We start from the raw sequence: 24492 nt of genomic DNA on the forward strand, positions 1-24492 counted from the left end.
TCGCGCGCCGCGCTCGCGCTGCGCCAGCGAACCCACTTCGGAGGCGACGAGCTGGCGAGCCTGGCTGGCATCTGACGATAAGCTTTCACCTCCCGCCGAGTGGTTTCCACATAGCGGCCGTAATCCGTTGGCGCGCCTTTTCGTAGCCGCTCCACGGATCGGCGCGCAGCGCTTCGAGCCGCCCGCGCACGTTCGCGACATTCCACTGGTCGCCGCTTGTGAGCGTGTGCAGTTCGTCCCAGTCGACCGGCACCGATACGCCAAGACCGGGCCGCGCCCGCGGCGCATAAGCCGCAGCCGTGCTCGCGCCGCGGTTGTTGCGCAAATAATCCACGAAAATCCGGCCCTTGCGGTTCTGCGCCCCCATCTTCGCGCTGAAGCGCTCGGGCAGCGTCGCCGCCATGTGGCTCGCCACCGCGCGCGCGAAGTCCTTGGCCTCGTCCCAGCCGGCATGGCGTGTGAGCGGCACCACCACGTGCAGGCCCCGCCCGCCGCTCGTTTTACACCACGCCTGCAGGCCCAGCGCGTCGAGCAGTTCGCGCGTGAGCTGCGCGGCCTCGAGCATGTGCTCCCATGCGAGCGAGGGATCGGGGTCCAGGTCGAAGACGATGCGGTCGGGCTTTTCGATGCTCGCCGCGAGCGCATTCCAGGTGTGCAGTTCGATCGTGTCCATCTGCACCGCGCCGACCAGCGCCTCGGTGGTATCGAGCGTGAGCAGCGGCGCATGGCCCGGATCGAGGCCGGCGTGCTGCGTGGCATGCGGAATCTGCAGCGCGTTGGCGTGTTTCTGGAAAAACAGCTCGCCGCCCACGCCCTTGGGGGCGCGCGCAAGCGCGACGGGCCGCCCCTGCACGTGCGGCAGCAGCCGTTCAGCAATCGCTTCGAAGTACTCAACGAGATCGATCTTGCGCATTCCGCTTTGCGCGTCGATCACGCGCTCGGGATGCGTGATGCGCACGCCGGCGACCTCGGCTTCGTCGTGGGCGGCGCGGCGCGTACGGCTCTCAGTCTTTGGCGCGCTCGTCGAAGCCTGCTTTGCGGCCTTCTTTTCACGCTGGTTCGCCGCCGCTTGCACGGGCGGCGTTTGCGCTTCGCGCACGATGTCCTTCGCAGGCTTGTCCGCACGCAGTCCGACGAACGACGCCTGACGCACCACGCCCGCGCTCGTCCATGTCTTGAAGCGCACCTCGGCCACGAGTTCGGGACGCACCCAGTGCACGCCCGCGCGACGCTCGGCCGCCGGCACCGCTTCGAACGGCGACGTTTTGCGCTCGCGCGCACGCAATTCGCCCGCAATCGCTTCGAGCCGCGCTGCGTCGAAACCCGTTCCCACCCTGCCGGCATATTGCAGCGCGCCATCGTCGCCATACACACCAAGCAACAGCGCGCCGAACCCCTCGCGGCTGCCCTTCGGTTCCGTAAAGCCGCCGATCACGAATTCCTGGCGCCGTGAGCAGCGCAGCTTGAGCCACGCGGCGCGGCGCGTGGACGTGTAAGGGCTGTCGCGGCGCTTGGCGACGAGCCCTTCGAGATTCGCCTCGCACGCGGCTTCGAGCAGCGCCTGCGGCTCGCCCTCGAAGGCCTCCGAAAAACGCAGCGCGTCGTCGGGCTTGCGGGCAAGCAGCGCCGAGAGTTTTTCGCGCCGCGCCTCGAGCGCCACACCGCGCAAGTCCACCCCGTCGAGCCAGGGCAGATCGAAGAGCCAGAACGTGATGTCGCCGGCACGGCCCGCGTCGAACGCATTCTGCAGTGACTGGAAGTTGGGCACGCCGGCAGCGTCGAGCACCACGGCCTCGCCGTCCAGCCACGCCGATTCGACCTTCAGCGCGCGCAGCGCTTGCACCTGGCGCGGGAACTTCGCGGTCCAGTCGTTGCCGGTGCGCGTGAAGATGCGCACATCGCCCTTACCGCGCGCGTGCCGGTCGATGCGTGCCAGCACACGGTAGCCGTCGAATTTCATTTCGTAGAGCCAGGTGTTGCCGCCCGGGAGGGCGTCGGCGGGCGTCGCGAGTTCGGGGGCGAGTGTGTCCGGCAGCGGCGCGCGCACCGCACCTTCCAGTGCGGTCGATGCCCCCTGCTTTGCGGCCCCGTTGCCCGACCGGGTGCGCCTTTTCGACACTTTCGATGCGTTCGACACTTTTGGCGCGGCGGGTTCGTCTTCGACGACGTGAAATTCGTCTTCGGGCACGGCCTCGTCGTCGCGCTGTTTGATGAGCAGCCAGCTCTCCTGTTTGCCGTCGTGCATGGGGCTGCGCACGAGCGCCCAGCCGCCGTGCAGCCGCTCGCCTTCCAGCGTGAACTTGAGCTTGCCTTGCGCATATCCTTCGCGCGCGCCGCGCAAGCCGCCCTCGGGGCGCCACACGCCGTGGTCCCAGATCGTCACCGTGCCCGCGCCATAGCTGCCTTCGGGAATGCGCCCTTCGAACGAGCCATATTCGAGCGGATGATCCTCCACATGCACGGCGAGCCGTTTCACCGTCGGGTCGAGGCTCGGGCCCTTGGGAATGGCCCACGATATGAGCGTGCCGTCCAGTTCGAGACGAAAGTCGTAGTGCAGCCGCCGCGCGTCGTGGCGCTGGATCACGAACGCCCCTTCACCGTCTCGTGGCCGCGCGCTGTGGCGAGCGGCCCTGCCGCGCGGCTCCGGCGTTTCATCGAAGCGGCGCTTCTGTTCGTAGACTTCGAGCTTGTGCTTCATCGTTCGCCCCTTGTTCCTCTCTCTCTCTCTCTCTCTCAGAGCCGCGCTCGCGTTCATCACGCCGCGCGCCGTCCGCGCTTCGGCGCCGGTTTCCCGGACGGCGCACTCGCGCCGCTGCCGCCACCCTCGCCGCGCTTGCCGAGACTGCGCTTGAGCAGTTCGGAAAGGTCGACGATCTCCGCGCCGCGCCGCCCGGACGCGGGCGCCTCGACGTGCGTGAGTTCGTGCGCCTTGCCCTCGCGCGCCTTGCGCCCGGCCAGTTCGAGAATCGCGTCGCGGTAGGTGTCGCGATACGTTTCGGGCTCCCAGTCCGTGCTCATGTCGTCGATGAGCTTGCGCGCCATTTGCAATTCATGCGTGCTCACACCCGCGGCTTTTGCAGCCTTGGGCAGGCGCTTCACCGCGTCGAACTCGCGCACCTCGGTCGCCCACCGCAGCGTTTGCAGCGCAAGCGCGGGGCCCGCCGCCACGAGCGCCGCCAGATGCTGCCGGCTGTGCAGCACGACGCTCGCAATGCCGATCTTGCCGCTCGCCGCGAGCGCGTCGCGCAACAGCGCATAGGTCTTGCCTGCGCGCTTGTCGGGGGCGAGCCAGTACGGCGTGTCGAGGTAGAGGAAGGAGACTTGAGACGCCTCCACGAATGCGAGCAACTCGACCGTCTGCGTCGATTCGGGGCTCGCGGCCTGGATCTCCTCGTCGGACATCACCACGTAGGTGTCCTTTTCATACTCGTAGCCGCGCACGATGTCGGCGCGCTGGATCGGCTTGCCCGTGCGCTTGTTGATCTGCTGGTAGCCGACCGGGTCCAGCGTGCGCCGGTCGAGCAGGTTGAAGCCGGTACGCTCGCTCTGCGTAGCCGGGAACAATTCGACCGGCACATACACGAGCCCAAAGGTGATGGCACCTTTCCATATCGCGCGTGGCATGCTCGTTTCCTCCTCGTCGTTCGCATCGTGCCGGTTTCAAGCAAACGCAGTGCCCACCGTGCCTTGCGGCCCACCCCGGGGGATGCGGCGTTCAAAGGGCCGCAACAAGTCCACAGGCCTCTCGCGGTTTTCATCTACGGGAATACGCGATGCGCACCCGCGAACACAATGGGCGCCGTCGGCGTTCGCACCTTGCACCCAGGATGCGAATGCAGGCGCGGCGGACGACTAAAGCGGAGGCAGCATGCAAGAGAACGGCGCACCTGCGCTCACGGTCGAGGAAACACTGATCACCGAAGCACTGGTGAACCGCCCCAATCGACTGCCCGATTACCAGGGCGAGAGCCGTGCGCTTGCTGCGCTCACGCAGGAAATGGCGAGCAATCCCTCAGGTGTATTGCCTATGCTCGCGCGGCTCGCCCTCGCGCTTTGTCGCGCCGGGTCGGCCGGCGTGAGCGTGCCCGAGCGCGACGGCCCCGCGGCCCGGTTCCGCTGGGGCGCGGTGGCGGGCGAACTGGCTGGCGACGTGGACCGCACGCTTCCCGGCGACGACTGTCCCTGCGGCGTGACCGAGGAGCGCAATACCATGCTTCTCTTCGATCGCCCGGCACGCTGCTTTGCTTCGTACCGCGCGATCGATCCACCCATCCGCGAGGCGTTGCACGTGCCGTGGCGCGTCAACGGCACGGTAGTCGGGACGGTCTGGGCAGTGACGCACGGCGAAGAAAGACATTTCGACGCCGAGGACGCGCGCCTGCTACAAGGTCTCGCCTCCTGCGCGAGCGCCGCCCACCAGCTGACGAGCGCGCTGAGCGACGCCCAGGACGCGGGCCGCAATCTCGCGCAGCAGGTGGCCGAACGCACGCGCACGCTGCAGAACATCAACACGAAGCTCCACGACGAAGCCGGGCACCGCAAGCAGGTCGAAGACGCGTTGCGCGAGAGCGAGGCGCGCCTGCAGGCCGCCATCTCCATCGAAACCGTGGGCGTGCTCTTCTTCGATCTCGACGGCGGCATGGCCGACGCCAACGGCGCATTCGAGCAGATGAGCGGCTATAGCCGCGAGGACTTGCGCGCCGCGGCGCACTGGGACCGGCTCGTGCCGCTCGAATTTCTCGGCGTCACGACGCGCGCGGTCACCGACCTCGCCACCTCCGGACGCACACAGCCTTATGAACGGCAGTTGATCCGCAAGGACGGCACGCGCTGGTGGGGCCTTTTCGCGCCCACGCGGATCTCGGGCACGGGCATGGCCTCGAAGTGCGCCGAATTCGCGCTGGACATCACGGAACGCAAGCGCGTGGAAACAGAATGCGTGGAGAGCGAGGAGCGCTTTCGCGCACTGGTGGAAGGCTTTGCGCAGGCCGTCTGGGAAGCCGATGCCCTGGGTCAGGCCGAGTCGGTCTCGCCGGGCTGGTCGGACTATACCGGCCAGCCCGGCGAAGAGTGGCTCGGCGAAGGCTGGGCCAACGCCGTTCATCCCGACGACCGCGCCTACGCGCTGGGCCAATGGAAGGACGCGATCGCGGCGCAACGTGTGGTGAACGCGGAATACCGCCTGCGCGTCGCCGCGGGTGGCTGGCGCTGGACCAACGTTCGCGCCGCGCCGATCTGGAATCCGGACGGCACGGTGCGCAAGTGGGTGGGCATGAATATCGACGTCGACGACCGCCGCAGCGCCCAGGAAGCGCTGCGCGAGAGCGAGGCGCGCTTTCGCGCGCTAGCCGAAGCGTCGCCCGCACTGATCTGGCAAATCGACACGCAAGGCAACACGGTCTATCTGAACCAGCGCTATCTGACGGCGATCGGCCTCACGCCCGGACAACTGCTCGAAACCGGCTGGCACACCATCGTGCATCCGCGCGATCTGCCCGGCTTTCTGTCGCGCGTACAGGCCGCGCAGCTCGACCACTGCGCGTTCCAGAGCCGGCTGCGCGTAAAAATCAAGGATGCGGGCTGGCACTGGTTCGAGACCTGCTGCGCGCCGTGGTTTTCCGCAAACGGCGAGTTTCGCGGCCACGTGTGTGTGTCGATCGACGTGACCGAAGCCGTGAACGCCGAAAACGCGCTCAAGGAAGCGGACCGGCGCAAGGACGAATTCCTCGCCACGCTCGCGCACGAGCTGCGCAATCCGCTCGCGCCGATTGCCAATGCGCTGCACCTCATCCGGCACAGCGAGTTTCCAGCGGACTCCGCGCCGATCCTCGACATGCTCGATCGCCAGGTACATCACATGGTGCGGCTGATCGACGACCTGATGGAAGTGTCGCGCATCACGCGCGGCAAGATCGGCCTCGTGAAGGCGCCCGTGGCGCTCGCGGAAATCATCGAGAATGCCGTCGAGACGAGCCGACCCGCCATCGATCAGGCCCATCATGAACTGAGCATCACGCTTCCCGACACGCCGCTCGTTCTCGACGCCGATCGCGTGCGGCTCACGCAGGTCTTCGCGAACATGCTCAACAACGCGGCGCGCTACACCGACACGGGCGGCCAGATCCGGCTCGACGCCACGCGCGAAGGCGAGTGGGTCATCGTCGCACTGAGCGATACCGGAATCGGCATGTCGGTGGGGCAGATCGATCAGGTATTCGAAATGTTCACCCAGGTCAGCCGCCCAGCCGACCGCAACCAGGGGGGCCTCGGCATTGGCCTCACCATGGTGCGCCATCTCGTGCGCATGCACGGGGGCACCGTCGAGGCGGCAAGCGCCGGCCCCGGCAAAGGCAGCACCTTCACGGTGCGCCTGCCGCTCTCGCAGCAGACACCCACGGAAGCGCGCGAGACCCCGGCGAGCGTGGCGCGCGCTGCGAAGCCGCTCGCGGGCAAGCGCATTCTCGTGGTCGACGACAACCGCGACGCCGCCGATTCGCTCGCCATGGTGCTCTCGGGCGAAGGCGCGCAGGTGCGCGTGGTCTACGACGGCGCCGCCGCGCTCGGTGCGCTGGCGCAGTCGGTGCCACATGCGGTCGTGCTCGACATCGGCATGCCCGGCATGGACGGCTACGAAATCGCGCGGCAGATCCGTCAAAGCCCGCGCTACGCCGGCCTGCAGATCATCGCGCTAACGGGTTGGGGCCAGCACGCCGACCGGCTGCGCTCGCGCATGAGCGGCATCGACTCGCATCTCACGAAGCCGGTCGACTTCCACACGCTGTTCGAGCTGCTGGTCGCGCGCTGAAACGCCCTCACGCGCGCTTCACACGCCATTGCCGCCGAGCGTCTTGAGGCTCTTCCACTGGCCCTGCTGCACCTCGAAGAGCGTATAAGGCGGCTTGATGAGGTCGCCGTGCGGATCGAACGCGATATTGCCCGTTACACCCACCACCGTCACCTTCGGGAAACTCGCGACGATCTTTGCGCGGTCGAGCGAATCGGCGTCGCGAATCGCCTTGATCATCGCGAGCGCGGCATCATAGGCGAACGGCGCATACAGTTCGACATCCTGATTGAAGCGTGCCTTGTAGCGCTTCGCGAATGCTTGCGCGGAAGGCAGCTTGTCGAGCGCCGGTCCCGGTTCGAGGTCCTGCGTGCCTTCGCCCGCTGGGCCCGCGATCTGCAGGAAGGCATTGCTCTTCAATGCGCCAGCGCCGAACAGGCGCGCCGGCATGCCGAGCGTGCGCATCTGCCTGGCGAGCATCGCGCCCTGTTCGTCAAGGCCGCCAAAGAAAATCACGTCGACGTTCTTCTGCTTGAGCGACGTGAGAATGGCGCGAAAATCCACGGCCTTGTCGTTGGTGAATTCGCGGTCGACGATATTGCCGTTGGCCTCCTTCGCGCCTTTCTCGAACGCATCGGCAAGTCCCTGGCCGAAGGCCGTGCGGTCGTCGATGATGCCGATGCGCTTCGCCTTCAACTGCTCCACCGCGAACTTGCCGGCGATCACGCCGCCTATGCCGTCGTTGCCCATGGTGCGAAACACGTTCGCGTAGCCCTGCCGGGTCAGCGCCGGGTTGGTCGAGCCCGGCGTGATCATCGCGACATTCGCGTTGTGATAGACCGTCGAGGCGGGAATGCTGCAGCCCGAGTTGTAGTGGCCGATCACGCCGACCACGCCGTCGTCCACGAGCTTTTGCGCCACCTGCACGGCCACGTGCGGATCGGCCTGGTCGTCCTGCACGTCGAGCACGTACTTCACCGGCTTGCCCGCGATCACGGGATGTTTGGCGTTCTCCTCGTCGATCGCGAGCTGCGCGCCGTACTGCAAGTCCTTGCCGACACGCGCCACCGGGCCGGTGAGCGGACCGGCGAAGCCGATCTTCACAACCTCGGGGTCGGCCGCCTGCGCGGCGCCGTGCAAACCCATCAGCCCGAGGGCCATCGTTAGTACGAGAGTGCGGCGGTTCATGATGCTCATCCTCGGTGGGAGACTGTTGCGGTGGGTGTTACGTGTCGGTTGGCTGGAAAGTGGCTTGAATCAGGGGTTAAAAGCGTCGCGGACTATACGGCGCAAGATCGAGAGGAGGCGCACGCCTGGCAACGAGATCGGCGACCACGCTGCCCGTCACGCCGCCGAGCGTCACACCCAGATGCTGGTGCCCGAACGCGTAGATCACACGCGGCGAGCGGCTCGACGCGCCTACCACGGGCAGTGCGTCGGGCAGGCTCGGCCTGAAGCCGAGCCAGTCGCTGTCCGGCTCCGGCAGGCCGGGCAGCGCCTCCTGCGCGGAGCGCGTCAACAGGCGCAGCAGGTCCGCGTTCTTGCCCGCGCCGTTGGCCGCCAGCTCGACGGTGCCCGCCGCGCGGATACCGCCGTCCATCGGCGTCATGTAGAAGCCGCGCTCGGCCCAGCCGCACGGGCGCGAAATCCGGTCAGCGGTGCCAGGAAAACGCACGTGATAGCCGCGTTCCACGCCTAGCGGCACCGCGTCGCCGCATTGGCGCGCGAGGCGGCCCGAAAACGCGCCCGCGCAGACAATGGCCTGCTCCGCGTCATGGGCCTCGCCCGCCGTATCGATCAGCTTCACCGCGCCCGGTGCGGGTTCCAGCGTCTCGACGGCCACGCGCCGATGCACCAGACCGCGCTGCGTCAACATCGCGTGCAAGGCCTGCAGAAAGCCGCGCGGATCGCTCAGAAACCAGCTGCCCTTGAAGAGCGTGCCTTGCGAGAAGAGCGGCGCGAGGCCGGGCTCCAGTTGGGCGATCTCGCTGCGCGCGAGCGTTTCGAACGCCACGCCGAGCGAGCGCCGCAGCTCGAGCGCCGGCTGTGCGGCCTCGAACGACGCCGCGCTCGAATACAGGTAGAGGCATTCGCGTTCGCGCACGAAAGCCGCGAGCGTATCGACGGCCAGCATTTCGCGGTAGCCTTCGAAGGCGCGCGCAAGCAGTTGCGCGAGCGCATTCACGCTGCCCTCATAGCGGCGGGGCGTCGCGCTCAGCAGGAAGCGCGTGAGCCACGGCGCGAGCCCCGGCACATCGCCCCAGCGGATACGCAGCGGGCTCGTCGACGAGAACAGAAAGCGCGGGATGTTGCGGAACACGTCCGGGTTGTTCACGGGAATGCACGCATAGTTCGCGAACGTGCCCGCGTTGCCGTATGAGGCGCCCTCGCCCGGCCCCTGCGCGTCGTACAGCGTCACGCTGTGCCCGTCGCGCATGAGCCAGTACGCGCACGACAACCCCACGAAGCCCGCGCCGATGACAGCCACTTGCGCCATTACTTCTTCCAGTTGGTTGCGGGCTCACGGAACTCCTGCACGTGAGTCCTCTTGCGTGTGAGCAGGTAAGCCGACGACACCACCGCCAGGCTCGCGAGGCTCGCCATGAGCTGGCCCGAGAGCGCGTGGTCGAAGCCCATCGCGCAGAGCACCCCGGCAATGGCGGCCACCACGGCCCACGAAAGCCAGGGAAAGAGCCACATCCTGAACGTGAGCCGTTCGGGCGCCGTTGCCTCGAGGCGGCGGCGAATCACGATCTGCGAAACGGCGATGGAGAGATACACGAACAGCATGATCGCGCCCGATGCGCTGACGAGATAGAGGAACACGCCCTGTGGCGACACGATCGCCGCGACGATGGCCACGTAGCCGACGATGCTGCTCGCGAGCACGGCGAGGCGCGGCACGCGGCTCTTCGAGAGCGTGAGCAGCGCGCGCGGGGCGTCGCGGCGCTCGGCGAGCCGGAACACGATGCGCGAGGACACATAGAGCCCGGAGTTCAGCGCCGAAAGCACCGCCACGAGAACGATTGCATTCATGATGTCCGCAGCGCCCGGAATATGCATGGTTTCGAGCGCGGCCACGAACGGCGAGTAGCCCACCTTGATGCTCGCCCACGGCACGATGCACGCGATCACGAAGAGCGAGCCGACATAGAACGTGATGACGCGCAGGATGACCGCGCGCGTCATCGAAGCCACGTTGCGGCCCGGGTCGTCGGATTCGGCCGCGGCAATGGTGGCGATCTCCGCGCCGCCCACGGCGAAGATCACCGTGGGCACGCCCGCGAAGATCGACATCGCGCCGAACGGCATGAAGCCGCGATCGCCGCTCAGGTTGCTCACGGTCTGGTGCCACGAGCTGAACCCGAACAGGTAGCGCGTGCCCACCACGATGAATACTATGATCGCCGCCACCTTGATCGACGCGAACCAGTACTCGAATTCTCCATACGATTTCACCGGGAGCAGGTTCACGGCCGTCATGAGCGACAGGAGCACGAGCCCGATCACCCAGACCGGTGCGGGAATCCAGCGCTGCAGGATGCCCGCGCCCGCAACCGCCTCCACGGCGACCACGATGACCCAGAAGTACCAGTAGAGCGAGCCGTTCGTGAAACCGGCCCAGTCGCCAAGCCCGATGCGCGTGAACTCCGTGAACGAGCCGACGCCCGGATGCGCGAGCGCCATCTCGCCAAGCATGCGCATGACGAACAGCACGACGATGCCGGCCAGCAGATAGCTCAGGCAGGCAGCCGGCCCCATCGCGCTGATGGTGGCGCTGCTGCCGACGAAGAGCCCCGCGCCGATGATCCCGCCGAGCGAAATCATCGTGACGTGCCGCTTGCGCAGCGAGTGGCCAAGCGGGGTGGATGTTGCGCCTGAAGCGGGGGTGGGTTGCCGGGTTGCCACGAGCCTGTCCTCCTGTAATACAGTGCGTGTTGCGCCGAACTGCCAACCGAACAAAACCTCGAATTCATACTCACACAATAATTTTTTGTGTGCAATTAAAAATTCTTTGTGTGGAGACCAGGAAATTCCCTGGTGGGTGACCTTTCGACCCGGGACAAAGGCAGCTAAACTCCCGCCAGATATCGTATTATTGGCATAACGACGCGGCGGCGGCGCTGGCAGCCCATCTCACAGCAGCAAGGCTACGTGGCAGACGATCGAGTTTTGTATGGAGTTACTACTTGCATGAAAGCCGACGATTACCAGACAAAATCGGATGACGATATCCAGACAAAAGGTCGTCAAGCCACGTATCTGGAGGTCTCCCGCAATCTCGAGGAGCAGGTGCGCAGCGGTCAGTACCCGCCGGGCAGCCGCCTGCCGCCGCAGCGCGATCTGGCCGTCGAACTGGGCATCAACGTCTCCACCGTATCGCGCGCGTACAAGGAGTTGCAGGCGCGCGGGCTGATCGTGGCGAGCAAGCGGCGCGGCTCGATCGTCACCGGCGGGGCCATGCCTGCCGTCGGCGCGGCGGCGCAGCGCGGCAGCCAGGCGAGCGGCGCTGAAGCGAATGGCGTGGTGGACCTCACCGTCAACCGGCCGGCGACCGGAGAATTTCTCGCGCAGCTCGCCCGCACGATGGCATCGATCTCGCGCGACCCGCGCTTTGCCGAAACCCAGGAATACCAGCCGCCCCAGGGCGCCGAATGGGCGCGCGCCGCGGGCGCGCAGTGGATCGCCGCACCCGGCTTCACGCCCTCGCCCGAGAATCTCGTGGTGACGAGCGGCGCGCAGCACGGCCTCTATGCGGTCCTGAGCAGCCTGATGGGACACGAAGGCGTGATCCTCTCCGACAAGCTGACCTACTACGGCCTCAAGGCGCTCGCGCCCGTGTTCCAGTTCGAGCTGGTCGGGATCCCGAGCGACGCCGAAGGCCTCCTGCCCGATCAGCTCGAGGACGCCTGCCGCCGCATGCCGGTGAAGGCCATCTTCACCGTGCCGAACCTGCAGAACCCGAGTGTGGTCACGATGAGCCTCGAGCGGCGCCTCGCGCTCGTGGAGATCGCGCGGCGACATCACGTTGCCATCATCGAGGACGACGTATATGGGCCGTTACTGCGCAAGCGCCTGCCGACCATCGCGAGCCTGTGCCCCGAGCTGACCTTCCACGTGGCCTCCACCTCGAAGGTGCTCGCGCCGGGGCTGCGCATCGGCTATCTGCTCACGCCGCCGCACGGTGCGCCGCTCGCGGCCGAAGCGGTGCGCACGACGGCCTGGATGCCCGCGCCGCTCACCACGCTCATCACCACGCGCTGGATCGAGGACGGTACCGCGCAGCTCATCCTCGAAGCGCAGCGTGCGGAGTTGCAGGCGCGGCAGGAACTCGCGCTCCAGATCCTGCCGCGCGAGTTGCTCAACAGCGACCCGGCGTGCATGTTCGTCTGGCTGCGTGTACCGGCGCCGTGGCGTTCCGACGATTTCGCCGCCAACGCACTCGCGCGCGGCGTGAACACCATGCCTGCCTCGGCGTTCGCGGTGGACCGCTCGACGCTCGAGCACGGCGTGCGTATCAACCTCGCGTGTGCAACCTCGCGGGAGCAACTCGCGCGCGCACTGAAGGTTCTCGCTCGCACGCTGCAGGACCGCCCGCGCGCGCTCTTCGGCACGATCTAGGCCGCCCCCGGATTTTCCCCAATGGGTTGGCGTCGATGTGGCGTCGATGGCCTCGCCTGCCGCGTGAGCCCATCGAGCATGCGCACGACCATGCGCAATTTCTTCCGCTGCGAGTGCGCCTCGCGCGGCGCGAATCGGTCATAACGTCCGCGATGTTAGGCAACGACGTTGCATGCCGTCCGCGCCCTGGTGGACTTCGCATCCATCTGCATCACGTGCGCACACATTCGGCTGGCAGGAAGCAAATGAGGTACTAGAATGCATTGGTGCAAGTGATGCAAAGGCAGTCTGTTCGGCAGGAACGTTCGACAGTTTGATGTTTCGAGTTCGTCATTGGAGGCATGCTCATGACGTGCCTGAACGAAAAGATTGTCGGTGCAGCCTTTTTGATGCTGAGCGGTTATGCATTCGCTCAGAGCACCGGTGTGAACATTCCCGAAACCATGACGGTCGCCAATATCCCGTCCATGCCGATGGAAGTGGTTCCAGCGCTGCCACCCGAACCCCTGGCGTACCTCCACCGGTACGAAATGCAATATCAGGCGAATCAGTCAAAGCCGTTTTACGCGGAAGTCGAAGGTTTTTATAGCGCGCCGGTGGCACAGGACACATATCATTACGACTTCGTGAAGTCCGCGCCCGGCAGCAGTTACGGTGCGCAGCGGGCTGCGCGGCCAACTTCAGATTATTTGCAGATGGGCCCTTCCACGGCGCCGCAAATCTCGATTCTGCAGGTGCCGGACAGCACGCTGAACATCGGCGCGCAGCCTCAGCGCAGGCTTTCGCTGACCGTAGACGAGTGGGTGTTTTCCGCCACCGCGCGCGTCGCCATTCTTCATTCGCATAGCACTGGCGCAACGGTCACGGTGCGGCGCGGCTTCTAGATCCGCGTATTTTAATTTGCCGTCGAGTCGAGAATTAGCGCAACCGGAATCAAGTGCGCTTTTGCGGGCAATTTTAGGTAAGGATTGCAGACTTCCCGTAAGCCGGCATTTCGCAACCGCTTACGGGATTCGCTATTCACGACAAGCTCGCACCTGTTCGCGCTAGCGCAACGGCGACGACACCGCATAACGCACGAGGCTCGCGTCGCGCTGCATTTCGGCAATAATCGCGGCCGAGCCCGGCCGCCGGTAGAAATAGCCCTGCGCATAGCGAATGCCCAGGCGTTGCAACATCTCGTGCTGCGCCTCGCTCTCCACCCCCTCCGCAATGATCTCCATGTCGAAGTGGCTGGCCAGCGCCACGATCCCCTTGACGAGCTGATCGCCGAGCCGCTCGAGTTGTCGTACGAACTGCCCGTCGATCTTCACGTAGTCGAACGGAAAGCGCCCGAGCGTGTCGAGGTTGCTGTGGTGCGTACCGAAGTCGTCGATGGCGAATTTCACGCCGCGCGCCTTCAGCGTCTTGAACACCGCCTCGGTGCGGGCGCGCTGTTCGAGCAGGAAACGCTCGGTCACCTCGAGGATCAGGATGACGCCCGGCGGCAAGCGGTCGATCACGCCGAGCACGTCCGCCACGAAGTCCTTGCGCATGAAGTCCAGCGGCGCAACGTTGACGGCGAGGTGAAACGGACGCACGCTCGTCGCACGCACCATCTCCGTGGTCGCGCGTTCGAGCACGAAGCGCGTGACCGGCCCGAGCAGGCGGCTGCCCTCGACGTCGGCCATGAACACGGCGGGACTCACCGCGCCGAATTTCGGATGGGTCCAGCGAATGAGCGCCTCCGCGCCGCCCACGCGGCCGGTCGCCAGCTCGACCACGGGCTGGTAGACCACATGAAACTGACCGTGCCGCAGGCCGCGGCGCACCGCCGAGAGCAGCAGCCGGCGCGGCGCGAACGCGATGAGCCAGGCCGCACCGATCAGCAGATCGACGAGCAGCGCCGCCGCGCCAAAGCGCAGACCATACTTCCAGCGCGCGTCGCGATACGCGCTTGCCGCGAACGCGACGTCGACAGCGAAGCCCCAGCGCGAAGAGGTGGCGCGCGCGCCCGCACGGCGCGCCGCGTCGCCGGGCGCGAGCAGCGCGCCACGGTCGTCTATCGCCGCCGCGCCGGGCACGGAAAGCGTGACGCGGCCCGCGCCGTAGCGCACGCCGTGCGCAAGCGCATCGGTCAGATAGGCCGACTCGATCACGTATAGCAGGCCGACATTGTCGCCGGTGGGAACGTAGAGCGGCATGACCGGCACGTGCGCCTGCCAGGGCGAGCCGCCGATCAGCGTGATCGCGGTGCTTGCCGGTACCTGCGCGAAGAACGGGACAAGCGGCAGGTCGTAGGGGCCGAGCGCGGACGAATAGTAGAGTCGCCCGTTCGCCACGAGATTGATGCCGCGCACGTAGTTGACATGCGTTCTCAGTTCGGCGAACTGCCGCGCCACCCGCTCGCAGGGTTGCCCCGGAAGCGCGGCCAACGCAGCACTTTGCGCGGTGAGTACGCTGTCGAGAATGTGCTCGATCGCGGACACCATGTCCTGCGCGATCAGCCCTTCGTGCGTGCGGATCGACTTGTCGCCTTCCCTCACGCCGGCGACCGCCGCAAGTAACAGCAGACTTGCGGCACACACGAACGTGACGATGGCGGTGAGCGTGGGCGTGAGGCCCGACAAACGGGACTTCGGAACCGCAGACCACGTAGCTGGTTTTGTCATGGGCACACCCGTCCATGGATGACGTGCCCCGTTCCGGACATGATCCGCGCATAGGCTCCCTGCACGTCAATCGCTTTTGTATGAACAGATGATACGTTACGTCAGCCGTTTCCTCACATGCTGATTTTTCTGTTTTCGCGCGCGCCCGCATTCCAGGAACGGCGCATGCTACAAGGCATCGCGTGCTAAACCGCGCCCTACCCGATGAATCCTCCCAATACGACCGAGACGACTGACAAGCCTCCCATCATCGAGACCACGCTGCCCGCGCGCCTCGATCGCTTGCCGTGGGGCCGCTTTCATGTGCTCATCGTCGTGGCGCTGGGCGTCACCTGGCTACTCGACGGTCTCGAAGTCACGCTGGCCGGTGCGGTCGCAAGTGCGCTGAAAACGAGCCCGGTGCTGCATCTCGACAATGCGCAGGTGGGCCTGGCCGGCAGCGCGTATATTGCCGGCGCGGTGTGCGGCGCGCTCGGTTTCGGCTGGCTCACGGACCGGCTGGGCCGCCGCAAGCTCTTTTTCATCACGCTCGCCGTGTATCTGCTGGCCACCGCCGCGACAGCGTTTTCATGGAGCTTCGCGAGCTTCGTGGTGTTTCGCGCGATCACGGGCGCGGGCATCGGCGGCGAGTACGCCGCCATCAATTCGACGATCCAGGAGTTCACGCCCGCGCGCGTGCGCGGCTGGACCGACCTCAGCATCAACGGCACGTTCTGGGTGGGCGCGGCCATCGGCGCAGCGGGCTCGCTCGTGCTGCTCGACCCGCACCTGCTGCCCGCGGACTGGGGCTGGCGCGTGTGCTTCTTCATTGGCGCTATGCTCGCGCTCATCATCTTGCCCATGCGCCGCTGGATTCCCGAAAGCCCGCGGTGGCTGCTCACGCACGGCGAGCACGACGAGGCGAAGCGTATCGTGGAGGGCATCGAAACGCGCTTCCGCGATGTGGGCCACACGCTGGAAGACCCGCCAGGCGACCCGCTGCGTCTGCATGCGCGCAGCCATACCCCGCTAAGCGTGGTGTTTCATGCCATATTCGTGCGCCATCGCCGTCGCGCGCTCGTGGGTCTATCGCTCATGACGGCGCAGGCCTTCTTCTACAACGCGATCTTCTTTACCTACGCGCTCGTGCTCACCGAGTTCTATCACGTGCCGGGCGGCGACGTGGGCCTCTATCTGCTGCCGTTCGCGCTCGGCAACTTCCTCGGGCCGATCGTGCTGGGGCGGCTCTTCGACGTGATTGGCCGACGCACGATGATCGCCGCGACCTATGCGCTCTCGGGCGTGCTGCTCACCGTGAGCGGCTGGTTGTTCGAGCACGGCATGCTCACGGCAACGATGCAAACCGGCGCGTGGATGGTGATTTTCTTTTTCGCCTCGGCCGCGGCGAGTGCCGCGTATCTGACCGTGAGCGAATCGTTTCCGCTTGAGATCCGGGCGCTTGCCATCGCCGTGTTCTATGCGTTCGGCACCGCGCTGGGCGGCATCATCGGCCCGGCGTTCTTCGGACGACTGATCGATACACACCAGCGCAGCGAAGTGTTCACGGGCTATGCGGTGGGATCGGCGCTCATGATCGCGGCTGCACTCGTGGCCGCGATCTGGGGCGTGGACGCGGAGCGCAAGTCGCTCGAACATGTGGCCGCGCCGCTTTCGGCAGTCGGGGAGAAGTAAGCTGGCTGCGTTACTGCGTTGCCTTCTGTGAAGGTGCGTCGGCCGCGAGCAGCAACTGGCTCACGAGTTCGAGCTTCAGGCGGTTTGTCCGGATCGAACTGCTTCTTTTTCGATCACGAACTTCCACCCATTGCCACTACCAGGATTGCGATAAAACGCGACGATCGCCACGTATTGCGTATCGCCCTTCATTGCCTGTGTCAGGCTTGCGCAAGCCCCGGGGTTGAACTCAATGCCTGACGCGCGGCCAGATCGACATCAAGCACCTTGACCTTCTTGTGGAACACCACACGTGACAAGTGCCAGGAGCACGCAAGCCCGCCCCCCACAGACCGGCGTTCCCCAAGCAATGGGATCGATGGCCATCGGATTCATGCCGGCCATCAGCCGCCTTGCGTTTTCTGGTTTATGAAAGCATGAGCACGCAACTACAACCCGAGCGCTGGAGAACCGCCTGACACTGCCTGTGTCTGCCCGGTTGCACTCTCTCTACGTCAATCAACGTTGATCTGAACGTGTCGCCTGGCCACGGAAGGATCGGCATTGCCATGCATCGCTCCTCGGCTCACCGCTCCAGGCGGGCATCCGGATCGTCTGGAAACAGCTCGCGCTGGGGCTCATCGCGTTCAGTGCGAGGAAATCCGCGCTCACGCCTCGAGTGACGATGATGCCCACCTTCCGCCCGGTCACCCAGCCCAGGCCCGGGCCCAGGTCGACCTTGCTGGACCGGCATCGTCTGCACGAAGTCGGTGATCACATCCGCCAGGCTCCGGTCATCGGGGCTCGGTGAGCCAGCCACTGCGTGAGCCATACCTCGCCATGCTTCGAACGTCCCGGCATGGGCATGCCACGAGGCAAGGCGGGTTGATTCGTCCAGCTCCTGTCGCCAGAAACGCGGCGTTTCTCCGCGCATCGTCATGTGTACGACGGCCTGCTTTGGATAGCGTCGCGTTTCACCGCGGGCGTGCCGTGGCGTGGCATTGGCCTCAACCCCGAACTCGCGTAGTTGCCCCGCAAACCGCTCGCGCCAGCGTTGCAGATCCTGCTTGCGCGGGTTGAGCCGCCTGCCATCCGGCCCGCGTACCTGCACACTCAGGTGCACGTGCGGGTGCGCTTCGTCGTCGTGTGCGGCGAAGACATACCGTCTGCCGTCGCCGAATTCCCCAGCGGCAAACGCACGCGCGGCGTCGCGCACCGCCTGTCTGTCCGTGCCTGGCGGCATCGAGAGCAGCACATTGAATACCTCGCGCCTGCGGCTTTCCTCCGGAATGCCCCAGCCACCCAGGTGCCAGGCGTGCGTGAGATCGCCCAGCGCTTCGCGCCCGAGTACGATCATCCCGTCCTGGTCCTCGAGTTCCACCTTCCCGTTGCGCGAGATGTAGCGCAGATGACGACGCACCGCGCCCATACCCTGCGCGCCCGACGCCTTGTTCGTGATCTTGACCATCACCTCAGGGGTCCGCCTGAGCGTGCGTGCAAGTTTCTCGCGCATGCGTCGCCCTTCCCGCCCAAGCTCACCGCGCGACATACGCGGCGCGCGCACATGCCGTAACGGTTCGTGAAAGAACCGGTCTCCCCAGTCCAGCAGCATCTGGTCGACCCAGGTCATTGGGAACGGCATGCTACCGGCTCCAGCGATCGAGGTTGGCGCGCAGCACCTGCGCGACTGCGCGCAGGTGCGTTTCAATCACGGCACGGACTTCGTCGGGCATGCCCGTCGTGCGATACACATCGTCGTGCGCCTGCAACCGGCCCAGCAGCGTCACAATGGTCGCCAGTTGCTGGTTCGAATCCGCAAGCAGCCGCATCTCGCGCTCGCCCAGCTGCGGTTCATGCACGAGCTGCGAGCGGACCACGGCAACCACCCAGCGGTTGACGTTCAGCCCAGCCACCCACGCACGCTGTCTGACCGCTTCGAGTTCGGCCTGCGTGAGCCGGATTTCGAGGCGTTCGCGATGCCCGCTGACCACAAGATGATGTCGTTCATGCCTGGACGCTGTGCCTTGCGGCTCAGCCTGGTTCAGCAGATCGTGGACCAATAGCCGCACACCATCGGCGGCTGCCACGCCATGAAGGGCGCACCACGCCTCCCAGCGTGGCTTCGCCGGCCCGAGATCCACACACAGTCGCGCCCGCATGGTCATGTGCGCGCTCCTACCGCGAAGGCGGCGCGGGTTCTTCCCGGGCACGTTCAACCTCACGGCCCGCAACGCGCTCCGCCACCGCGCGGGTGCGACGGTTTCGTGTGGAAGGCGCTTGCGGATCGAACACGCGCGGCGCCGGCACGGTGATGCCCTCGGCCATGAAGGCTTCCAGCAGCCGGCGCGCATGCTGCTGCACCCGCGTGATCGATCGCTCGCTCAGACCATGCTCGCGCATCGCCGCAGTCAGCACCGCCATCTGCACGGCAAGTCCCTCGGGGCAAGCGCGGGGAGGCTTGCGCCTGGACGCGGCGTGTACGGGTTCCGATTCGAGCGGCTGCGCCGCCGCCGCCCATTCGGGCTCACCCTTTTTCCCCGCCGCCCCGGGGCGAGCGTGCGTGCGCTCCTGCCCCACCACATCGACGCGCCAGATATTGCGATAGACGTCCTTTTTCTCTTCACCGGTCATGTTTCCCCTCGTATCGAAAACGGGCACCGCCACGCTCACCAGGCGCCGGCCAAGATTTTCAAGCGTGACCTGCTGTCCAGCGAGCGCGCCGGATTGCGCAACAGCCCTTCCGAGATCCGCCCCCCACACGACCTGTTCAGCACAGCGCGCCTCGCGGTAGACAACGTAATACGAGTCACCGCGCGCGGGGTTGTGCTGGTACGGCGCCGCGCCGTGCTCAACCAGCTCGCCAGCGTAGCGCTGCCGTTCCTCGCTCCCGGTCGCTGCAACGCGTGGCGCCGGTTCAGAGGCGGGAGCAGATGGCTGCGGCGGCGCCGAAGCCATCTCAGGCTGTCGGGAAGCGTCGGGCGTCGCCGTTTGCGCCCTCGGAGATTGCGCAGCGTGAGGCGCCGCCGCGGATGCAGTCGCTTCCATCACATCGACGCGGTTCGTCATCCGGGCGCGACGGCCTTCGGCCAGGCACGCAAGATCGACAGCCTTCGGCTCGTACCCGGTCACCTCGATGCCCAGCAGCATTGCCTGGACCCACACCTCCCGGCGGAACTGCTCATGGCCCGACACCCGCACACGAGCCCACGACTTGGCGCGAACCATATCCACCATCGACTCAACGACGTCGGGGCGGTTATGTTCCGTCACCAGGTACGGGCCGATATCCTCGAACGCAAGCTGATGCGGCGCATCCTTCAGGAAATACTGGTTGCCGGCCCGCAGGTACCGCTTTCGCACAATCTCCGGTGGATTGGCCAGCGGCAGCCACCGCAGCGCGGCCGCCGCCTCGCTGCTCATGGTGGCGCCCTGCTGCGATGCGGGTTGCTGCGCCGCTGCCTGCTGCGGCGTATCCACCTGGATCGCCTGATCGCGCAGCCGCTCCCGCACCGCATCGATCTCGCGGCGCCGGCGTGCGGCCAATGCGTCTGCCGTCGCCTGGTCAGAACGCTCCGCGCCAGCAGCACCGCCCCGTGGATCCGGCAAAGGCGGCGGCTCCGGCTCGATCACGTTGGCAACCGGATCATCGGCGGGTATGCCGGCGGGAGTAGCAGGGGTTGCGGTTTCATCCATCCTGAACCTCCTTCTGCGGGCTGTCTGATACAGCGTGCGTAGCAATCAGCATTGCTACCTTTCGCCCTCTTCGCGGCCGGCGCGCTCCTTCGACTGCGCGAGAGCCGCCGCCCGCGCTTGCCTGATCCGCGTCCATGAGACGCCCTGCAACTGGTCGAGTGTCGCGTCGAGTTCATTGCCGAAACCCACCTCGCGCGCCGACTTCTTGAGCGAGGCAACCGTGCGCTCGAGCAGATCGCGCGCACGGTCCCACGGATACACCTTCGCGCGATTGCCGTCGTACCCGATCTGGAGCTCCGCACCATTGAGGCGCTGGTTCTCGTCCATCCACCGTAGCCGGTCCGAGATGAACTCGACGTTCGCCTTCGCGTGGAATACCACGCTGCGCGTCGACACCTCCTGGATCAGGTAGTGCTCGGTGTTGAACACCTCGCCACGGTACGGACCACCGTTGCCGCGAGGCGTCGCCATACGGATCTGCGCGCCGAAGCGATGCTGGGCCAGGGCCTTGATCTCGCCGGGCACCTCGTCGAGTGCATACAGCGGCTCGCCCGCCTGACGGCGCGCCGGTGCCTCGACTTCACGCGCGGGTGGTGCGTGCGCCTTCTGCGTTTCGTCCTCACGCCGATCCGGCTGCGGCAGCTGTGGCTGCTCCTGAAGGACCGCCGGCGCCGGGTTTTCCTGCGACACCGGTTCCGGTGCGTGCGCAATGCTGGAGCGCCGGCGCGAGATAGGACGCTGGCCCGGTGCCTGCGCGTCGCCTACGAGTTTCTCTTTGACATTACCCACTTCACCCTCCTTCAGTGCATCGACCGATCCGTCCACACCCACCATCTTTATGTCGCCTTGCGCATCCACGACATCCCGCGCCGCCGCCTCGTAAATTGACTCCCGTAAAAGCTCACCAACGGCTCGCGATCCCGAGAGCACGGCCATGTCATTGAAGTCGGTCGGGGTCCCGTTATCGATGCGGGCTCCCGGCACAAAGCGCGGCTGCGCCAGCAACGACGACGTACCCAGCGCGGCCTGCCTCGCGTGCTCATACCCGGCACCAAGGTCGGCCAGCACCGCGATCTGCGCTTGCGGGTAACGGTCGCGCCACATGGCTGCCGCCGGACGAAGATTGCCACTCGACAGGGCGGCGACGCTGAACCAGCCGGTCGCCTGCCACACCGAAAGTGCCGTTGCCACCCCTTCAGCGATCAGGATGGGTGTGGCTGCGCCCTCGCGAAACTGGCCCGGTTCAACCACCCAGTGGCCGCCTGACTTCGCACCGCCCGCGAGCGCAGACTTGCGTCCCTGCGCATCGATCAGTTCCAGGGTTGACAGCGTCTCGCCGATGCACACCGGCACCACCAGCACACGTCCCGTCAGCGGCTCTTCGACACTTCGCGGAGCGTAACCGAGCAACGCGTGCAACTCCTCGGCTTCGAGTTCGCGCAGCGTGGGGACCGCCCTGACCTGCTTGCGTTCGAGATAGGGATGGCCGGGACCCACCGGTCTTGCCCATTTCCAGATGGCGAGCGCCTCGCGCGCAACCATCGCCTGTCGCGCACGAATACGTGCATCGAGTCGTGACGGGTCAACCGGCGGGCTGGCTGCAGACACGCGCGGTCGCTCCGCCTGGTCCGTCGCGGTACGGGACGCCCTGACATCGAAGCCATGCTGCTGCGCGAGCCAGAAGAGCGACGCGAGCGTCTTGCCGCCCGTCTGTCCAGCCGAGCGCCACGTCACCCGCGCCGCGCGCTCACTGTAGTTGTGGGCGGTACGACTCCACGCGTCCCAGATATCGAACCCCGCCTCACCGAATCCCTGCTTGAGCGCGAACGCCATATCGACCCACGTCCCGTAGTCCCCGGCAGGTATCATGGCCAGCGCCGCGCGCGCACGCTCCTCTTCATTCAGGAACCGGGTATTCATCGGCGTGCTCCGCGATGCGCTGCGACGCCAGAAACGTCGCCCGCGCGCGATGCAGTTCGCCCGCGCAGGGAGCGAGGCGCGCCCGCAGTGCGCGCAGACCTGCGCCCGGGAAAGCCATCAGCGGGGCGCAATTCGGCCACGTCGAGATCAGACGGCGATAGCCGGCGCGCTGCCACGGCAACATGCGCGGCCGGCACCCCGAGCAGCGTGAAATGTCGCTCGACGTAGGCCGCCGCCTCTTCGTCGCTCACATCGTTCAGATGGCGTGGCAGGTCGCGCGGATCCCAGGCCTGGAGCACTTCCAGATACTCCGGGGGAAAACGCATCACGCCGGCCTCATCCACGTCGTCCGGTTGCACGTCCCTCACGCGGCGCTCCACCTGGGCCACGAAACGCACGAGGTCCATGCCCGGAACCGGCAAAGCCGCGCGCAGTCGGCTGGTAAACACCGGGTCGCGCCAGTAACAGATCCGTTCAGCCAGGATCGGCTTCGTGTTTTCGAGCAGGATGATTTCCTTCTCGCGCCCGAGTTCCTTCAGCTCCTGCGGCAGCAGCAACGCACGGCGCTGTTCGGAGAAGCTCTCGCTCGAGCCACTCCGGCCGCCGAAAATCCCGTTCGAGCGGCTCACACTGCGCGAGCGGTCCGTGAAGGTGCCGAGCATCTCCGAGTATTCGTTCGCATCCTTCTGCTCACGTGGCGCGTAGATGATCTGCATCGCGTGATTCGTGACGAAGGTCCTCGCGTCCGCTCGACCATAGACCGACTCGAGCTGCGACACCGACTGCACGATCGAAAGCAGCCGCAGGTTGTATCCCGCCATGTAGGCGACTGCGCGGGCAATGATGTGGATCTTCCCCACTGAAGTGAATTCGTCCATCAGCAGTAGGCACTGCACCTTCAGCTCAGGGTTGTCCTGGGGCAGCTGGCGTGTGTTCAGATTGACGAGTTGCGAGAACACGAGGTTGACGAGCAAGGCAGCCTCGCTCAGGTGGTCCGGCGTGATGCCGACATAGACCGACATGCGCCGCCTGCGTACGTCACGCAAATCGAAGTCGTTCGCGCTTGTTGCGGCGTCAACGACCGGATTGGCCCAGATCGTGAGCGGCGCATTGAACGTCGCGAGAATGCTCGCGAGGACCTTGTCATCGTTCGCAAGAAAGCGGTTCAAGGCGTCCGTACACGCACCACTGAGCAGGCGCCGGTTCTGCACCAGGGCCTGCTGCAGGTACGCCTTGACCGGCACGCCATTGCCCGACGACTGCCGCAACACTTCTCCCATCGTCACCGGAAAATGGGGCACATCGGTGTTGCCGGCCCGGCGCGCATCGTGCCATTCGCACAGCAGCAATACGATGCCGAGAAAGAGGTTGCGAGCCTGGTCCTTCCAGAAGTCGTCGTGACCACCGGGCGGATAGAGCGCGTATCCGATAGCGAGAATGTCGCCGACGCGCAATACGCCGTCCGGGATCGCCGACAGCGGGTTATACCGGTGCGTACGTCCGTCCTCTGCAAACGGATTGAACAGATAGACCTCATGCCCATGCGCTCGCCGGAAGCCCGACGTGAGATTGAAGTTCTCCTGCTTGATGTCGAGCACGACGACCGAATCCGGATAGCTCAACAGGTTGGGCACGACGATACCCACGCCCTTGCCCGAACGCGCCGGTGCCGCGAGCAGCACGAACTGCTGTCCAGCGAACCTCAGGTAGCGGCCACGCCACACGCCTACGACCAGCGGCGGCCCGCCATACGCGTCTGAAATCGCTGCCGCACTCATAGCAGCCCTGCCCGGCGGATGTCCGCCTCGTTGGCAAATCGCGCGCTGCCATGCAGACGCCGACGACCGGAGCGCTCCAGAAGCGCATACACGCCAGCCGCGGGCGCGCCAAACGCGAGCCCAAGGCCAAACAGCGCCGCACCGGCGAGCTTCGCGCGCTCCTGCTTTGGCAAACGACCGTCGTACCACGCCAGCGCTGCATCGACCCAGGCATGTAACCCGGCATGAAGCGGATTGAGATGCTGGCTCGCGACGAAGAAAAAAGAGGCGAGCCATAGAGCGAGTACCAGAGCACCAGCAGCAGCGGCCACAATCGCGAGCATCACGAGCGCACGCACGGCGTGATACGCGATGGTTGACTGTGCCGTTCCGGCTGCCTTTGCGGCGTCCATGG

16 protein-coding genes are annotated in these 24492 nt (G+C 66.0%); 4 read left to right on the top strand and 12 right to left on the bottom strand.

Features of this window, described 5'->3' with window-relative positions; translation table 11 throughout:
- Window positions 1-85: 85 nt before the first annotated feature.
- Together ligD and AB4Y44_RS20045 are read right to left on the bottom strand one after the other, a co-directional pair.
- Window positions 86-2698 (bottom strand): DNA ligase D, encoded by a 2613-nt coding sequence (ligD, locus tag AB4Y44_RS20040; RefSeq protein ID WP_368700651.1) that lies wholly within the window; start codon window positions 2696-2698, stop codon window positions 86-88.
- A gap of 56 nt (window positions 2699-2754) precedes the next feature.
- Entirely contained in the window at window positions 2755-3624 is an 870-nt protein-coding gene (locus AB4Y44_RS20045; protein WP_368700652.1) for a Ku protein, read from the bottom strand.
- A 244-nt stretch (window positions 3625-3868) separates the two neighbouring features.
- On the opposite strand from AB4Y44_RS20045, the gene AB4Y44_RS20050 reads away from it, so the two are divergent.
- Window positions 3869-6805 carry a PAS domain S-box protein gene (locus AB4Y44_RS20050; RefSeq protein WP_368700653.1) on the top strand — a complete coding sequence of 979 codons (2937 nt, stop codon included), beginning with the start codon at window positions 3869-3871 and terminating at the stop codon, window positions 6803-6805.
- 18 nt (window positions 6806-6823) lie between these two features.
- Here the strand turns inward: AB4Y44_RS20050 and AB4Y44_RS20055 are convergent, their stop codons facing one another.
- From AB4Y44_RS20055 to AB4Y44_RS20065, 3 genes are all read right to left on the bottom strand, one after another.
- A complete protein-coding gene (locus AB4Y44_RS20055; protein ID WP_368700654.1) occupies window positions 6824-7972 on the bottom strand; it encodes a branched-chain amino acid ABC transporter substrate-binding protein in 1149 nt (382 codons plus the stop codon).
- 76 nt (window positions 7973-8048) lie between these two features.
- Window positions 8049-9281, bottom strand: coding sequence for an NAD(P)/FAD-dependent oxidoreductase (locus AB4Y44_RS20060; protein WP_368700655.1), 1233 nt, complete (start codon window positions 9279-9281; stop codon window positions 8049-8051).
- Window positions 9281-10612 (bottom strand): amino acid permease, encoded by a 1332-nt coding sequence (locus tag AB4Y44_RS20065; RefSeq protein ID WP_342920200.1) that lies wholly within the window; start codon window positions 10610-10612, stop codon window positions 9281-9283. The genes AB4Y44_RS20060 and AB4Y44_RS20065 overlap by 1 nt, the downstream gene beginning before the upstream one ends.
- 366 nt (window positions 10613-10978) lie before the next feature.
- On the opposite strand from AB4Y44_RS20065, the gene AB4Y44_RS20070 reads away from it, so the two are divergent.
- Both AB4Y44_RS20070 and AB4Y44_RS20075 read left to right on the top strand, forming a co-directional pair.
- Window positions 10979-12406: a PLP-dependent aminotransferase family protein gene (locus tag AB4Y44_RS20070; RefSeq protein WP_342919964.1), complete on the top strand. Its 1428-nt coding sequence runs from the start codon at window positions 10979-10981 to the stop codon at window positions 12404-12406.
- 347 nt (window positions 12407-12753) lie between these two features.
- Window positions 12754-13290 (top strand): hypothetical protein, encoded by a 537-nt coding sequence (locus AB4Y44_RS20075; RefSeq protein ID WP_368700656.1) that lies wholly within the window; start codon window positions 12754-12756, stop codon window positions 13288-13290.
- A gap of 162 nt (window positions 13291-13452) precedes the next feature.
- On the opposite strand, the gene AB4Y44_RS20080 is transcribed toward AB4Y44_RS20075, so the two are convergent.
- A complete protein-coding gene (locus tag AB4Y44_RS20080; protein ID WP_368700657.1) occupies window positions 13453-15057 on the bottom strand; it encodes an EAL domain-containing protein in 1605 nt (534 codons plus the stop codon).
- 204 nt (window positions 15058-15261) lie between these two features.
- On the opposite strand from AB4Y44_RS20080, the gene AB4Y44_RS20085 reads away from it, so the two are divergent.
- Complete coding sequence (locus tag AB4Y44_RS20085) at window positions 15262-16728, top strand: MFS transporter (RefSeq protein WP_342919961.1); 1467 nt, start codon at window positions 15262-15264, stop codon at window positions 16726-16728.
- 565 nt (window positions 16729-17293) lie between these two features.
- Here the strand turns inward: AB4Y44_RS20085 and AB4Y44_RS20090 are convergent.
- From AB4Y44_RS20090 to AB4Y44_RS20115, 6 genes are read right to left on the bottom strand one after another with little or no spacing between them, the layout of a single operon-like run.
- Complete coding sequence (locus tag AB4Y44_RS20090) at window positions 17294-18349, bottom strand: relaxase/mobilization nuclease domain-containing protein (RefSeq protein ID WP_368700658.1); 1056 nt, start codon at window positions 18347-18349, stop codon at window positions 17294-17296.
- 1 nt (window position 18350) lies between these two features.
- The gene (locus tag AB4Y44_RS20095; RefSeq protein WP_368700659.1) at window positions 18351-18872 is read right to left on the bottom strand and encodes a plasmid stabilization protein; all 522 of its coding nucleotides are present in this window, start codon (window positions 18870-18872) and stop codon (window positions 18351-18353) included.
- A 10-nt stretch (window positions 18873-18882) separates the two neighbouring features.
- The gene (locus AB4Y44_RS20100; RefSeq protein WP_368700660.1) at window positions 18883-20400 is read right to left on the bottom strand and encodes an LPD7 domain-containing protein; all 1518 of its coding nucleotides are present in this window, start codon (window positions 20398-20400) and stop codon (window positions 18883-18885) included.
- 54 nt (window positions 20401-20454) lie between these two features.
- Entirely contained in the window at window positions 20455-22320 is a 1866-nt protein-coding gene (locus tag AB4Y44_RS20105; RefSeq protein WP_368700661.1) for a PriCT-2 domain-containing protein, read from the bottom strand.
- Complete coding sequence (locus tag AB4Y44_RS20110) at window positions 22317-24098, bottom strand: type IV secretory system conjugative DNA transfer family protein (RefSeq protein ID WP_368700662.1); 1782 nt, start codon at window positions 24096-24098, stop codon at window positions 22317-22319. The genes AB4Y44_RS20105 and AB4Y44_RS20110 overlap by 4 nt, the downstream gene beginning before the upstream one ends.
- Window positions 24095-24490 carry a hypothetical protein gene (locus AB4Y44_RS20115; RefSeq protein ID WP_368700663.1) on the bottom strand — a complete coding sequence of 132 codons (396 nt, stop codon included), beginning with the start codon at window positions 24488-24490 and terminating at the stop codon, window positions 24095-24097. The genes AB4Y44_RS20110 and AB4Y44_RS20115 overlap by 4 nt, the downstream gene beginning before the upstream one ends.
- Window positions 24491-24492 lie beyond the last annotated feature (2 nt).

Source organism: Paraburkholderia sp. BR10937, assembly GCF_040965695.1.
Classification (GTDB): domain Bacteria; phylum Pseudomonadota; class Gammaproteobacteria; order Burkholderiales; family Burkholderiaceae; genus Paraburkholderia.